This is a genomic window from Actinopolymorpha pittospori, from assembly GCF_014873875.1.
Classification (GTDB): Bacteria; Actinomycetota; Actinomycetes; order Propionibacteriales; family Actinopolymorphaceae; genus Actinopolymorpha; species Actinopolymorpha pittospori.
In genome coordinates this window covers 4918588-4932438 of record NZ_JADBEM010000001.1, presented here as the reverse complement: position 1 = coordinate 4932438, position 13851 = coordinate 4918588, and the positions used below count along the sequence as shown (strand labels likewise).

The following is a 13851-nucleotide window of genomic DNA, read 5'->3' as shown; positions in this document are numbered from 1 at the left end:
ATCACACCAGGACCCGGGACAGCTCGCCCTCTGTCATGTCCTCCAGCCGCGCGCGGAGGCGTTCGGGGGTCAGCGGCAGCGACCGGATCCGGATGCCGACCGCGTCGTCGACCGCGTTGGCCAGCGCCGCCGGGGTGGGTGGTGTGGACGCCTCACCGGCGCCCAGCGGCGGCAGACCCGGACGGTCGAGGAGGACGACGTCCAGCTGGGGCACCTCGGCGAACCGCAGCACCGGGTAGGTCGTCCAGTCCCGGCTCTGGATCCCACCCGGACCGTGCCGGACCTCCTCGTGGAGGGCGCGGCTCAGCCCCTGGAGGATGCCGCCCTCGATCTGGTTGCGCAGGCCGTCGGGATTGATCACGACGCCCGCGTCGCAGACGGTGACGACCCGTCGTACGGCGACCGCCCCGGTGTCGGTGTCGACCTCGACGTCGATGACGTGGGCGACGTAGGCCTTCGAACCCTTGTAGCGCCCGACCGCGACGCCGCGCCCACGACCACTCGGGCCTACCCGCGGCTGCCAGGCGGCGTGCTCGGCCGCTGTCTCCAGCACCGCCCGGGCACGCTCGTCGCGCAGATGCGCGAGCCGGAACTCGACCGGATCGACGCCCGCCTCCTCGGCGAGCTCGTCCATGAACGACTCCATCGCGAAGGTGTTGAAGTAGCCCCCGAGCGAGCGGAGTGAAGACGTACGGAGCGCGCCGCGGGTGTATTCGCCGACCACCTCACGCGCGCCGAACTGGTAGATCGGCTCCGCGCTGCGTACCCCGCCCTCGCCCCCGCCGGCCCACGGGCGCTCGGCGCCGCCGGCCCGTAGCCAGGACACCACCAGCCGGTCACCGCTGCCGGTCGGGCGCATGCCGTGCGCACCGGTGTAGATGCGGTGCCGCCAGCCGAGCACCCGCCCGTCGTCGTCCAGGCTCGCCTCGAGGTCGGCACTCATCGCCGTCGCGTAGGGCTCCCAGCCGAACTCGTCCTGGACGAAGTAGTTGAAGCGCACCGGCCGGCCGGGAACGGCCCGCGCGGCCATCACCGCGAAGCCGGCGGCGTCGTCGGCGCCGTTGTGGCCATAGCCTCCGGGCCCGTCGACGTGGCGCACGGTCAGTCGGGACTCGTCCTCGCCAAGCAACGCGGCGAGCTCCCTGCGCAGCGGATAGACGCCCTGGTTGTGACACCAGACGGTGATGCCGTCGGGCTGGACCACGGCGGTCGCGCTGGACGGCGCGATCGACGCGTGCGCCTCGTACGGCTTGGCGTAGGACGCCCGGACGCGGCGGCCCGCGAGCAGCGCCTCCGGCACGCCCACGTCCTCGACCACCGGAGCGAGCACCGGCGGCTCGGCCGATGGTTCCCACTCGGTGGCGGGCTCCTGCCAGCGGGCGTCGCGGGCGAGGCGGCGTACGGCCCGGACCGCGATCTCCTCTCGCACCGCGACCACCAGGACCAGCCGACCGTCGCGGACGACCGCCTCGACGCCGGGCATCGCCCGCGTGGCCTCCTCGTCGAGTTCGACCAGGCGTGCGTCGTAGCTCGGCGGAAGGAGAGCGCGGGCGTAGAGCATTCCGGGGAACGCGAGGTCGTGGGCGTAGGCGGCCGAACCCGTCAGCTTGGCGCGCAGGTCGTCGCGCGGCGCGGCCTCACCCACCGGACCGCCACCCCACCGGGGCAGGTCCTCCGGCAGCACCGGCCCGGTCGGCGGCAGACCGGCCGCGCGCAGCCGCCGGAACGCCGCCGCGGCCCGGCCGACCACCGCGCCGCCCACCTCGAGGGAGTTGCTGCCGGCGGTGTAGCCCTCGTCCGGGGTCAGGTCGGTCGCCGCGGAGCGAACGACGATCTGGTCGAGTGGGACCTCGAGTTCGCCCGCGACGAGCTGGGCGAGTGCGGTACGGATGCCCTGCCCGAACTCCACCCGACCGGTGCGCACCTCGATCCGACCGTCGGGAAGCGGCCGGATCCAGTCCTCGACCTGGCGTGCGTCCCGGAGTGGCCCCGGCAGGTCGCCCGTGCGAACCGCGGCGCCGGGTGTCGGCAGCCCGGCGGAGCCGTTCGCACCCGTCGCGCCGGTCGCGGCCGAACCGTTCGCGGCCGGGCCACCGGCCGCCGCACCGTCCGGTTGGACCGGTGGCAGCGGAGCCGGCTGCTCCTGCCCGGCCAGCCGGCGGATCGCCCGCAGGATCCGGTGGTGGGTGCCGCAGCGGCACACGTGCTCGGCGAGGGCCGCCTGGATCTGCTCCTCGTCGACGACCGGACGCCCCGTCCCGACCGCACCGTTGCCGGCCGCACCGTTGCCGGCCGCGTGCGCCTCTGCGCCGTCCACTCCGAGCAGGCCTGCCGTCGTCATGATGATGCCGTTGATGCAGTAGCCGCACTGGGCGGCCTGCTCGTCGAGGAAGGCCTGCTGCACCGGATGCGGGCGATCCGGCGTACCGAGGCCTTCGGGCGTGGTCACCCGCCGACCCGCCACCGCCGACACGGGCAGCTGGCAGGAACGCTCGGCCCGGCCCTCGACGAGCACGACACAGGAACCACACTCGCCGACCGAACAGCCCTGGCGGACGCCGTACAGGCCAAGGTCGTTGCGGAGCGCGTAGACCAACGGCGTCTCGGATTCGAGGTCGAGAACGACGGGAGTCTCGTTGACGACGGTCCGGGTCGGTTCGGTGGCGGCCACGACTGGTCCATCCTTCGCTCGGGCGGGGACTTCGCTGCGTGGACCCATCCTGACGTGTCATCGCGTGGAAAGCAGCTCCGGCCGGACCGTCCTGGACAGACTGTCGACGTCACCCCACGCGGTCGAGTGCCACCTTCCACACCAGCCGGCAGTGCCGCAGCTCGAGTTGTCCGCCGTAGCGCTCCACCAACGCCGACAACTCACCCTTGACAACGGGATAGGGAATCTCGGCGCGACAGCTTCCGGCCAGTCGGCGATACAGCTGCTCGGGGTCGTCGAAGTACTCGGGTACGTCGAGCCACCAGCAGCCGTCCAGCCGGCCACGTGGATCCGGACCGGCCAGCGCCTCGGTCACCCAGGACCGCACCTCGGCGTAGTCGAAGACCCGGCCGAGGCGGAGGGGTTCGGGGAGTTCGGCGTTCCACGGCGGGATCGCACCAGCGGGCCCGGTCGGGTGCACTCCGAGGGCGACCGCCCCCAGCCGGCCAAGGCGTTCGGCCCACGCCAGCCAACGCGCCAGCACCGGGCCGCGGCGGCAGACGAACAGGTCCACCGACTGGTCGGGAAGGTCGATCTCCGCGCCCGGTTCGGCCGTCAACAGGGCGAAGTCGGCATTGGACACGCCTCGCTCGGCGGCGAGTTCGCCGGCGAGGGCGAGGACACCGGGATCCCGGTCGACGCCGATCACCCGGCGGCAACTTCCGGCGAGCCGGCAGGCGTAGGCGCCGTGGCCGCAGCCGACGTCGAGGACGGAGGACTCCGGGCGCAGGTGCGCGTGGACCAGTGCGTCGAAGAACGCCTCACCGTTACCGGGCGCCACCTGAGAACGCCACGGGTGGGTGAAGCCACGGACCTCCAGCCGGTCGTCGTGCTCCCACTCCGCGAGGTCGACCGGGTAACTGTCGAGGAATCCGGCTGCCGGTTCCGTCACGGTGGCCGCCGCGCCTCAGCGGTCGATCTGCCGGCGCTCCCGGATCCGCGCCAACCGCCGCCGCTGCGACGGATCCAGCATCAGGTAACCGGCTACCGGTGCACCGATCACCGCCAAGACGATCAGGAGTGTCGCCCACCAGGGGAGCAGCACCCAGGCGAGGAAGGCCACGCCGACTCCGCCGATGATCCACCAGGTCCGATTCGACATCTCGTCCCCTTCGCACCGTCTTCTGCGCGCACACGTCGCCGCGCACAAAGCTCCCGTCCTCATTGTGCGTCATCTGGGACCGGACTGGCGCACTTCCGCCGAGCGACGAGGACGGCGTCGACCGAAAACCAGGTGCGGACATGTACGGACAATGCGATCCTCATCCGATCGTGCCAACCGACCAGAACGCGTCCTTCGAGCCTGGCGAGCCGACCGAGCCGGGTGGTCCACCCGCGCCCGACAGCCCGGCCGAGCGTTCGGAGGGTTCGCTGGCGCCGACTCCCGTTCACCGGCGATCGGCTCGCCGCGCCGCGCTCGGCGTCCTGGTCCGCGCGTTTCCCGGCTGGACCGCCCTCCTCGTCCTCCTCGTCCTTCTCGGCGGGGCACTGCCCGCGGTGTTCGCGGTCCTCGTGGGCCGACTGGTCGGTCTGCTTCCCGGCGGTGTGGAGGGCGGCTTCGACTCGGCCGAGGGTCGCCGGATCGTCTCGACGCTCATCCTGATCGGCGTCGTCCTGGTCGCCCAGGAGGTCGTGCGCGCGGTCCGAGAGGTGGTTTCCACCGACCTCTACCGGCGCTTCGACGAGTACCTCCTCGCCCGGGTGATGGGCACGAACCTGCGGGTGCCTCGGCTGGACCTGTTCGAGGACCCGGAGCTCGCCGCCCGCACCGACCGGGCGGCGCGGATCGCGCGTTTCGGTCCGGGTGAGCTGGTCAGCGGGTTCGCCTACAAGTGGGCCAGCCTCGCCCAGGGTCTGGCGGCCACCGTGGTGGTCGCGACGGTGTGGCCAGTCGCGGCCGTGGTGGTGCTGCCGCTCTGGCTGGTGCTGGGCCACCACCTGCGCGCCGACTTCCACCGGGCGAACCCCTTCTGGGCCGAGCCACTACGTCGCGCCAGCTACCTCAAGCGACTGATCCTGATGCCGGAGTGGGCGAAGGAGCTCCGCATCTTCGGCCTCACCGGTTGGCTGGTCGACCGGTTCAGTGCCGAATGGCGCCAGGTGATGGCCGAGCTGTGGCGGTCCCGGAAGGTGGGTTACCGCTCCTCCGCCCTGCTGCTCACCCTCGTCCTGCTGGCGAACGTCGGCGTGATCGTCCTGGCCGCACGCTCCGCGCTCCGCGGCGACCTCGGCGTCGGCGCGCTCACCGTGCTCGTCCAGGGCCTGTTCGGCATGGCTCTCCTCGCCGCGCAGGACGGCGACGTCTGGATCGAGAACGGCGCCATCCCGGTGCCCGACGTCCTCGAGCACGAGCGCCTGGCGGGCCTCCGCGTGCCTGCCCGTACCGGCAGCCACTCCGCCCGCGGCCTGCCGACCCGCGAGATCGCCTTCGAGGGCGTCCACTTCACCTATCCGGGCCGCGATCGTCCGGTCTTCGAGGGACTCGACCTGCGCATCGAGGCCGGCCGCTCCCTCGCGATCGTCGGGCTCAACGGCGCAGGCAAGACCACCTTGACGAAACTGCTGACGGGCCTCACTCTCCCGCTGGACGGCCGGATCCGCATCGACGGCATCGACCTGGCCGACCTCGACCTCACCACCTGGCGACAGTCCGTCGCGGCGATCTTCCAGGACTTCGTCCACTACCCGTTGCCGGCGCGGGACAACATCGGTTTCGGCGCGATCGAAGCGCTCGACGACGCGGACCTGGACGACCGCGTACGCCTGGCGGCGCGGCGGGCAGGTGCCGAGGACATCCTCGCGCGGCTGCCCGACGGAGTTGACACGTTCCTGTCCCGACGGCACACCGGCGGCGTCGACCTGTCCGGCGGGCAGTGGCAGCGGATCGCGCTGGCCCGCGCGATGGCGGCCGTCAGCGCCGGTGCCCGGGTCCTGATCCTCGACGAGCCGACCGCGCACCTCGACGTCCGGGCGGAGGCCGACCTCTACGACCGCTTCCTCGACCTCACCCACGGCCTCACCTCGATCGTGATCAGCCACCGCTTCTCGACCGTGCGCCGGGCGGACCGGATCGTCGTGCTCGAGGGTGGCCGCATCGTCGAGGACGGCGGGCACGCCGAGTTGCTCGCCGCCGACGGACGTTACGCGCGGCTCTTCCGAACCCAGGCGATGCGCTACCAGCTCACCGACGTGGGCCGGGAGGCGGCCGGTGGCACCGACGTCCAGGTGGGGGTGGGCGATGGCTGAGGAGTCCGGCCGGGCGAACGCCGCACCCGCCAGCCGGCTGCGCGCCGCGCGGGTGATGCTCAGCTTCGCGTGGGCGGCTGACCGGCGGCGCGCCGTCCTGGCGTTCGCCATCTTCACCGTGTCGGCGTTGGTCGCGGCGCTCTTCGCCTGGTGGCTGAAGCTGCTGTTCGACGGCATCGCCGCGCGGGACACCACCCAGGCCGTCGCCGCGGGGGTGGCCATCGCCGTCTCCATCGCCGGCGGCGCCGCCCTCAACTACACCGGAACCCGCGTCCGGATGGCCCTCAACGAGCGGGCCCACCACCTGATCGAACGCCGCCTCGCCCACACCGTCGGGCGCACGCCCACCCTGGAGATCCACGAGACGCCCGCCCATCTCACCCAACTCGAGATCCTCGACGGCGAGAGTTGGGAGTTCGGCGAGGCGATCCCGTCGCTCATCAACGCGACGAACACGCTGATCCGGATCGTCATGACCGCCATCCTGCTGGTCAGTGTCCATCCGGTGCTGCTCGCGCTGCCGGCGTTCGGCCTGCCCATGTTGGCGTTGAGCCGGCGGACGAGCGGGCTCTTCAACCTCGGCCTCGAACGCGCCGCCGAACCCTCCCGCAAGGCCTACGACCTGTGGGAGCTCGCCACCACCGGCGCGGCCGCCAAGGAGGTGCGGTTGTTCCGGCTGGGCGCGGAGATCCTGGGCCGCTTCCACGCCCAGCATCGCGAGATCCGCACCATCCACCGCCGACTGCAGGTCCAGGGCCAGCTGATCGGGCTCGCGGCCCAGATCGTGTTCCTCCTCGGCTACTTCGGCTCCATCGTCTTCGTGGTCGACCGGGCCGTGCGCGGGCAGGCAAGCGTGGGCGACGTGCTCCTCACCGCCGTGCTGGCCGGTCAGGTCCTCGGCCTGATGGGCAACTCGGCCGAGATCGTCCAGTGGACGACCCGCACCCTCACCGCCGCGAGCCGGTTCGTCTACCTCGACGACGTGGCCACCCGGGCCCGGAAGGTCGTCGACACCGACGCCGCCGTACCCACCCGGCTGGCCTCCGGCATCGTGTTGGAGGGCGTCCGCTACCGCTACCCGCACCGAACCGAGGACGTCCTCGCCGGCATCGACCTCCACCTGCCCGCCGGGTCCACCGTCGCGATCGTGGGCGACAACGGCGCCGGGAAGACGACGTTGGTGAAGCTCCTCGCCGGGCTCTACGTCCCCACGGCGGGCCGGATCCGGGTGGACGGCACCGATCTGTCCACCCTCGACCCCGACCGGTGGCGCCGCCGGGTGTCGGCCGCGTTCCAGGACCACGCGCGGTGGGAGTTCTCGGTGCACGAGACGGTCGGCATCGGTGACCTCGACGCGGTCGAGGACGCCGAGGCCGTCTCCGCCGCGCTGGACCGGGCGGGGGCGGGCGACCTGCCCGAGACCCTGCCGGCCGGCCTGGACACCCAGCTCGGCGCCCACTGGCCGGGCGGCATCGACCTGTCCGGCGGGCAGTGGCAGAAGCTCGCGATCGGCCGCGGCATGATGCGGCGCTCGCCCCTGCTGTTGCTGTTGGACGAACCCACCGCCGCCCTGGACGCCGAGACCGAGCACCACCTTTTCGAACGCTGGACCGTCGCCGCACGGGAGGTGCGCGAAGCCACGGGCGCGGTGACGGTCCTGGTGTCACACCGGTTCTCGACCGTCCGGATGGCTGACCTGATCGTCGTCCTGGACCAGGGGCGGATCGTCGAGTCCGGCACCCACGCACAGCTGCTGTCGCGGCAGGGACTGTACGCCGAACTCTTCGAACTCCAGGCCGCGTCCTACCGCTGACCGCCCGGTCCGGCGCTCACCGGGCGGCGGGCGCGTTCTCCTCCGCCTCGAGCCGGCGAAGCAGGTGCACCCGTGCCGCGTCGTCGGAGCGGCCACCGCGCTCGGCCAGCCGTGCGGCGATCTCACGGCGGTGCGCGGCGTCCTTGGACCCGGCGTACTTGAACTTCGCCCGGATGTCGGTGACCGTCAGCTCCAGGCCGCGGATGCCGGGCAGCAGCCGCCGGTCGGAGTCGTGGGTGTCGGAGACCGGGGTGCGGCCCGAGCCGGGCTCGAAGTGGCCGAGCTGCCGGTTCAGGATCGCCGCCTTCTCCTGCGGGTCGTCGACGATGCGGACGTCGCAGGCCACCTGCACGGTGGCGTAGTACGACGTCGGCACGCCGAGCTCGGCCGGACTTCCCGGAGCGGCCTGCCACCGCGAGGTGGCGTAGACGTAGTCGTCGACCAGCGTGAGCAGGGCTCGCGGGTTCTCCCCGAGCGGTCCCCACACCGGGTTGGGTCGGGCGAGGTGCAGCCACACGGTCTGCTCGCCGTCGAAGACGAAGTGGGTCGGGACCACCACCGGCAGGTCACGGTCGCGGCCCGACGCGATCAGCTGGCCGAAGTCGTGCTCGGCGAGGAAGCGCTTCCACTCGCCCTCGTCGGCCTCGTCCCAGGGATGTATCAGCACTGCGCATGCCTCCTTCGACTGCCGCGCGTGGTGCCCGAGCAGCACGCACGGACCAGCTGGAACTGCCTCATCCGGCCTGTAGCCGCGCCGTCAGCCGGTCACGGACCGCGGGCCAGTCGTCGTCGGTCATCGAGAACTGCACCGTGTCGCGCCACGACCCGTCCCGCCGGATCTTGTGCTTGCGGAAGACGCCCTCGCGCTGCGCGCCGAGCCGGGCGATGGCGGCCTGCGAACGCTCGTTGCGGATGTCGGTGTGCCAGACCACCCGGACGGCACCGAGGTCGTCGAACGCGTGCCGCAGCAGAAGCAGCTTGGACTCCGTGTTGACGCCCGTGCGCCACCACTGCCGACCGAGCCAGGTGTGTCCGATCGCCACCGTCCGCAGGGCCGGGTCGACCTCGTAGTACGACGTCGATCCGGCGGCTTCGCCGGTCACCGCGTCGACCTGGGCCCAGGGCACCCGCTCCCCTCGGTCGCGGCTCGCCAGCACCTCGCGGACCCACTTCTCACCCGACTCACGGTTCGTCGGGACCGCGTCGCGGAGGTGGCGGAAGACCTCCTCGTCGGCCGCGGCGAGCAGACCGTCGACGTGCGCGAGGGACAGGGGCTCGAGCCGGATGTGACGGCCGGCCAGGACGGGCGCCTCGAGCCAGCGGTCGGCGGGGGCGGGCGGAACGGTCGGCTCGTGCACGGCGACGGTGGAACTCTCGGCCATCGAAGGCGCTCCCTTGCCAGAACTTTTGTGATGGTACAAACTTGTGTTTGTGTCTTCACGATATTCCATCAGCGGAACGACGTCGAACGCAATTGCGGCGAGCATCGAGTCCGGCGTCCGGTCGGGTGACCTGACCCCCGCGACGAAGCTGCCCGCGGTGCGCGCCCTCGCGGAGGAGTTGGGGGTGAGCCCCGGCACGGTCGCCGCGGCCTACCGCACGCTCCGCCAGCGCGGGGTCATCGAGACCGACGGCCGGCGCGGCACTCGGATCCGGACGGCTCCCGCGGTGGCGCCGCGCTCCCAGGGCAGACTGCCGATTCCCGTCGGGGCCCGTGACCTGTCCAGCGGCGGGCCCGACCCGGCGCTGCTGCCGGCCCTGGAGACACTCGTGCGGCGACTCACGCCGGAGCCGGTGGTGTACGGCGCGGGCTCCGGCGTCTCTCCCGAACTCGCCGATCTGGCCCGACAGCGACTGGCGGCCGACGGCGTACCGGCCGACGACCTGACCGTCACGAGCGGCTGCCTGCACGCCATCGAGCGCGTCCTGGACGCCCACCTCTCCCCCGGCGACCAGGTGGCCGTCGAGGACCCTGGCTGGGGCAACCTGCTCGACCTGATCGCCGCCATGGGCCTGTCGGTCCTTGCCGTGCCCGTCGACGACGACGGGCCGGATCCCGCTGGCGTGGACGTCGCGATCCGGCGGGGCGCCCGGGCGCTGGTGGTCACCAGCCGGGCGCAGAACCCACTCGGGGCGAGTGTGAGCGCGGAACGCGCCGGAGCGCTGCGGAAGGTGCTCGCGACGCATCCAGGGGTCCTGCTGATCGAGGACGACCATGCCGCGGAGCTCGCGAACGAGCCGCTGCACCCACTCTCCGGGGCCACCGTCCACTGGGCGATGGTGCGCTCTGTCTCCAAGCCCTACGGCCCGGACCTGCGCTGTGCGGTGGTGGCCGGCGATGGGGAGACGATCGGGCGGGTCGAGGGGCGGCAGGCGCTCGGAATGCGCTGGGTGTCGACCATCCTGCAGTCGCTGGTCGTCGCGCTCTGGCGAGATCCCGCCGTGGAGAAGGGCGTCGCCGAGGTCGGGCGACGCTACGACGAACGGCGGGAAGCCCTGCTCGCCGCGCTGGCCCGTCGCGGTGTCCACGGGCAGGGGCGGTCAGGCCTCAACGTCTGGGTGCCCGTCTCCGACGAGACGGGAGTCTGCGCGAGGCTGTTGGAAGCTGGTTGGGTGGTGTCACCAGGGGCGCTCTTCCGCATCGACAGTCCACCGGGCATCAGGATCACGACCAGCACCCTGGAGACCGACGAGGCGGGCGTACTCGCCGACGCGGTACTGGCCGCGTCGACGCCGGCCCGAAGCCGCTACCCGGTCTAGGGTGCGAACCCACGCGTCGACGCGCCATTGGTGGAGGCAGTGCCGGGTCAGCACGGGGAGCGGCCGACCCGGCGTCGTTCACCGGCGCAGCTGGCCCTTGTTACGAAGCCGGCTGATCCGCCGCCGCTGAGAGTCGTCCAGCATGAAGTAGCCGACGACCGGCGCCGCGACGACGGCCACGATGATCAAGGTGGCGAGCCAGTTGGGCAGTAGCCACCAGCCGAGGATGGCGACCGCTACGCCACCGAGGATGTACTTCGCGCGATTCGACATGCCTCCATAGTCGGCCCCGCACGCAATCCATGCCTCAGGCATCACCCTGGGATGTCCCGGATGCCTGGCCCGATGTGGACAGCCTGATGAGAACTACGGGTGGGTACGTCCGTTCTGCCCCGGCCGCTCGATCATCCCTCGATCACGACCGGTGTGCCGTCGGCCACGAGCCGCCAGTCGACCGAGGAGAACGCGACCGGGTCGATCTCACCCGCCGCGCTCACCCAGTCGATGAGCAGCTGGCGGATCTCGACCTGCCGGTTGTAGATCACCTCGGCGGTACTGACGTGGGGGAAGTTGCCGCCGCCGGACTGGCGGTAGTTGTTGACCGCGAGCGCGAACACCTGGTCGGCGCCGACGGGTGCGCCGCCGTAGGCCAGACCCGTGATGCGTTGGCCCGGGGCCTTCGTGATGTCGATGTCGTAGGTGAGCGGCGCGTCCAGCCCACTCACGACGTCGTAGTTGTAGTCGGGCGTCCCGCTCGGTGCGGTCGGCGTCGGGGCGTTGGTCACGTCGTCGGGCGCGAACGGTCCCGAGCCGGTCACCTGCTTGAAGTAGGTCGCCGAGAGCTCGAGGTAGTCCTTCAGCTGGGCGCCGGTGAAGCGCACCGCGAGCAAGGTGTTGTCGTAGATGTAGAGCCCGGCGACGTCGCGGACGGACACCTGACCGGCCGGGATGGCCGCGTCCCGGTTGAACGGCGCCGCGATGGACAGCACGGGCAGCTCCGCGTCGGCGGTGCCGGCCAGCGCGTCCTTCACCGCCTTGGCCTGGACGAAGTTGACGAAGTCGAGGGCCGGCACGTCCTCATACCTCGCCGTGGCCGCCGACATCGCCTCCTTGCTGGTCCCGACCGGTGAGTTGACGTAGGTGACCACCTTGTCGTGGTCGCCCTTCAGCAGGGCCACGATCTCGGTGTCCTCGGGAACGGTGTTGGACTTGAGCACCTGCGACCGCTTCGCCACGACCTGCCAACCCTGCCGGCCGGACCAGCGAACGTCGAGGTCGATGAGGCTGAGCCGGCGACCCCAGTAGGACGGCTCGGTGAGCAGCACCTGCGCGCCGGTCTCCTTGTTGGTGACGAACCGCTGCGGAATCTCCGCGTGCGCGTGGCCCACCAGGACCGCGTCGATCCCGGGAACCTCCTCCGCGAGCAGGGTCGAGGCGTTCTCCGGGTAGGGCAGCGCGTCGCCGTAGGAGGAGGACGTGTCGGCGCCGGAGTGCGCGGACACGACAACGATGTCGGCACCGGCGCGACGCAGCCGGGGTACGAAGACCCGGGCCTGCTCGACCAGGCCCGGGAACGTCATCTGTCCCTCGACGTTGGCCTTGTCCCAGATCGCGATGCCGGGGTTGGTCAGGCCGAGGATCCCGACCTTGAGCGGACGGGCGCCCTCGAACCGGACGGTCCTGACGGTGTAGGGGGCGAACGCCGGCTGCCCTGTCCGCTGGTCGACCGCGTTGGCGCCGAGCAGCGGAAAGTCGAGCTGCTTCTCGAACGTGCGCAGCAGCGGGATGCCGTAGTTGAACTCGTGGTTGCCGAGGGCCGCCGCGTCGAAGCCGATCGCGTTCATCGCCGCCGCCATCGGGTGGATCCGCTGCTTGGTGATCGGCTCGACCCGGGCGTAGTAGTAGGCGAGCGGCGTCCCCTGGATCGTGTCACCCGCGTCGATCAGCAAGGTGTTGCGGCGGCCGCGCTCGGCCCGAACCGCGTCGACGAGCGTCGCGATCTTGGCCAGACCGATGTCGTCGTGCTGGGTGTCGTCGAACTCCTTGTCGCCGAAGTAGTCCCAGTTGAAGACGTTGCCGTGCAGGTCGGTCGTCCCCATCACGGTGAGCGTGTACGTCGGCTCGCCCGTGGCCTTGCCGGCCGACCTACCGGTCGCGGCCTGCGCCGGGGTGAATCCCGCGGCGGCGAGGATCGCCGCGGCGCCTCCGGTGAGGACGGCACGCCGGCCCATCGGGCGGATGCGGGTGGCGGGTTCGGGCACGACTTCTCCTCGACGGATCACGAGACGATGGGCGCCGGCCGCGCGCCGACCACGCGCCCGCCGGAGGCGAGCGACACAGTACGCGAAGCTTCCGACCCGACGGAAGATTCGTGTCGACTCGACCACTTCTGTACCGATCCCGGTCGACGGGGCTTCACACGGGGTCTGGCATCGCGTCAGCGGACGCGTACGGTCGAGAACATGAAGGTGGACAGCGCTGTGCGAGCGGTGCCACTCCCGTCGGGCGAGGAGATCCCCGCGCTCGGTCAGGGCACCTGGGGTTGGGCGGAGGTCCCGGCGCGGCGCGAGCAGGAGATCGCGTCCCTGCGTCTTGGTCTGGACCTCGGCCTGAACCTCGTCGACACCGCCGAGATGTACGCCGACGGAGGCGCGGAGAAGCTCGTCGGCGAGGGGCTGGCGGGGCGCCGCCAGGAAGTCTTCCTGGTCACCAAGCTCCTCCCGAGCAACGCGGGTCGAACCGGAACGCTCCGGGCGTGCGAGGCGAGCCTCCAGCGGCTCGGCACCGACTGGATCGACCTCTACCTCCTGCACTGGCGGGGCCGGCTCCCGTTGGAGGCCACGCTGGAGGCGTTCGAGGTCCTGGTCGCGACCGGGAAGATCCGCTACTGGGGTGTCAGCAACTTCGACACGGCCGACCTGTCCGAACTCGTGCTGGTGTCCGGTGGTGCCGACGTGGCGACCAACCAGGTGCTCTACAACCTGACCCGGCGCGGGACCGAGTACGACCTGCTGCCGTGGGCGAGGGCGGCGGGCCTGCCGATCATGGCGTACTCACCGATCGAGCAGGGCCGGCTGCTCACCAACCCCGGTCTCGCCGCGATAGCGAGGAAGCACGGGGTGACCCCGGCACAGGTGGCGCTCGCGTGGGTCCTGCGTGAGCCCGAGATCGTCGTCATCCCACGGGCGGGTCGCCCGGAGCACGTGCAGCAGAACCGACTCGCCCTCGACGTCCGACTCACCGAGGCGGATCTGGCCGAACTCGACCGGCTCTTCCCACCGCCGACCGCGAAGGTGCCGCTCGAGGTGCTCTGAGCGCGGCC

The 13851-nt window shown here is 71.6% G+C and carries 11 protein-coding genes; 4 read left to right on the top strand and 7 right to left on the bottom strand.

The annotated features are described in order from the left end of the window. Position 1: 1 nt before the first annotated feature. From HEB94_RS50905 to HEB94_RS23125, 3 genes are all read right to left on the bottom strand, one after another. Complete coding sequence (locus tag HEB94_RS50905) at positions 2 to 2671, bottom strand: molybdopterin cofactor-binding domain-containing protein (RefSeq protein WP_192751839.1); 2670 nt, start codon at positions 2669 to 2671, stop codon at positions 2 to 4. Positions 2672 to 2780: 109 nt separating this feature from the next. Then, positions 2781 to 3602 (bottom strand): methyltransferase domain-containing protein, encoded by an 822-nt coding sequence (locus tag HEB94_RS23130; protein WP_202896492.1) that lies wholly within the window; start codon positions 3600 to 3602, stop codon positions 2781 to 2783. Between the two features lie 15 nt (positions 3603 to 3617). Then, positions 3618 to 3812 carry a hypothetical protein gene (locus tag HEB94_RS23125; RefSeq protein ID WP_192751838.1) on the bottom strand — a complete coding sequence of 65 codons (195 nt, stop codon included), beginning with the start codon at positions 3810 to 3812 and terminating at the stop codon, positions 3618 to 3620. Between the two features lie 170 nt (positions 3813 to 3982). Between HEB94_RS23125 and HEB94_RS23120 the strand changes: the two genes are divergently transcribed. Both HEB94_RS23120 and HEB94_RS23115 read left to right on the top strand, forming a co-directional pair. Beyond that, positions 3983 to 5956, top strand: a complete 1974-nt coding sequence (locus tag HEB94_RS23120) for an ABC transporter ATP-binding protein (protein ID WP_337917929.1) — start codon at positions 3983 to 3985, stop codon at positions 5954 to 5956. Continuing rightward, the gene (locus HEB94_RS23115; protein WP_192751836.1) at positions 5949 to 7769 is read left to right on the top strand and encodes an ABC transporter ATP-binding protein; all 1821 of its coding nucleotides are present in this window, start codon (positions 5949 to 5951) and stop codon (positions 7767 to 7769) included. The genes HEB94_RS23120 and HEB94_RS23115 overlap by 8 nt, the downstream gene beginning before the upstream one ends. Positions 7770 to 7785: 16 nt before the next feature. On the opposite strand, the gene HEB94_RS23110 is transcribed toward HEB94_RS23115, so the two are convergent. Both HEB94_RS23110 and HEB94_RS23105 read right to left on the bottom strand, forming a co-directional pair. After that, positions 7786 to 8436 carry an FMN-binding negative transcriptional regulator gene (locus HEB94_RS23110; protein ID WP_192751835.1) on the bottom strand — a complete coding sequence of 217 codons (651 nt, stop codon included), beginning with the start codon at positions 8434 to 8436 and terminating at the stop codon, positions 7786 to 7788. 67 nt (positions 8437 to 8503) lie between these two features. After that, entirely contained in the window at positions 8504 to 9151 is a 648-nt protein-coding gene (locus HEB94_RS23105) for a GNAT family N-acetyltransferase (RefSeq protein ID WP_202896491.1), read from the bottom strand. Positions 9152 to 9200: 49 nt separating this feature from the next. On the opposite strand from HEB94_RS23105, the gene HEB94_RS23100 reads away from it, so the two are divergent. Next, the gene (locus HEB94_RS23100) at positions 9201 to 10529 is read left to right on the top strand and encodes an aminotransferase class I/II-fold pyridoxal phosphate-dependent enzyme (RefSeq protein WP_192751833.1); all 1329 of its coding nucleotides are present in this window, start codon (positions 9201 to 9203) and stop codon (positions 10527 to 10529) included. A 78-nt stretch (positions 10530 to 10607) separates the two neighbouring features. Here the strand turns inward: HEB94_RS23100 and HEB94_RS23095 are convergent, their stop codons facing one another. Beyond that, on the bottom strand, positions 10608 to 10802 hold the full coding sequence (locus tag HEB94_RS23095; protein WP_192751832.1) for a hypothetical protein: 195 nt from the start codon (positions 10800 to 10802) through the stop codon (positions 10608 to 10610). A gap of 131 nt (positions 10803 to 10933) precedes the next feature. After that, positions 10934 to 12790: a bifunctional metallophosphatase/5'-nucleotidase gene (locus tag HEB94_RS23090; RefSeq protein ID WP_337917928.1), complete on the bottom strand. Its 1857-nt coding sequence runs from the start codon at positions 12788 to 12790 to the stop codon at positions 10934 to 10936. Between the two features lie 201 nt (positions 12791 to 12991). On the opposite strand from HEB94_RS23090, the gene HEB94_RS23085 reads away from it, so the two are divergent. Next, positions 12992 to 13843 carry an aldo/keto reductase gene (locus tag HEB94_RS23085; RefSeq protein ID WP_192751831.1) on the top strand — a complete coding sequence of 284 codons (852 nt, stop codon included), beginning with the start codon at positions 12992 to 12994 and terminating at the stop codon, positions 13841 to 13843. Positions 13844 to 13851 lie beyond the last annotated feature (8 nt).

Excerpts from the sequence above, each read along its gene's own strand:
- HEB94_RS23125 (WP_192751838.1), bottom strand. The coding sequence starts at position 3,812 with ATGTCGAATCGGACCTGGTGGATCATCGGCGGAGTCGGCGTGGCCTTC.
- HEB94_RS23115 (WP_192751836.1), top strand. The coding sequence starts at position 5,949 with ATGGCTGAGGAGTCCGGCCGGGCGAACGCCGCACCCGCCAGCCGGCTG.
- HEB94_RS23105 (WP_202896491.1), bottom strand. The coding sequence starts at position 9,151 with ATGGCCGAGAGTTCCACCGTCGCCGTGCACGAGCCGACCGTTCCGCCC.
- HEB94_RS23095 (WP_192751832.1), bottom strand. The coding sequence starts at position 10,802 with ATGTCGAATCGCGCGAAGTACATCCTCGGTGGCGTAGCGGTCGCCATC.
- HEB94_RS23085 (WP_192751831.1), top strand. The coding sequence starts at position 12,992 with ATGAAGGTGGACAGCGCTGTGCGAGCGGTGCCACTCCCGTCGGGCGAG.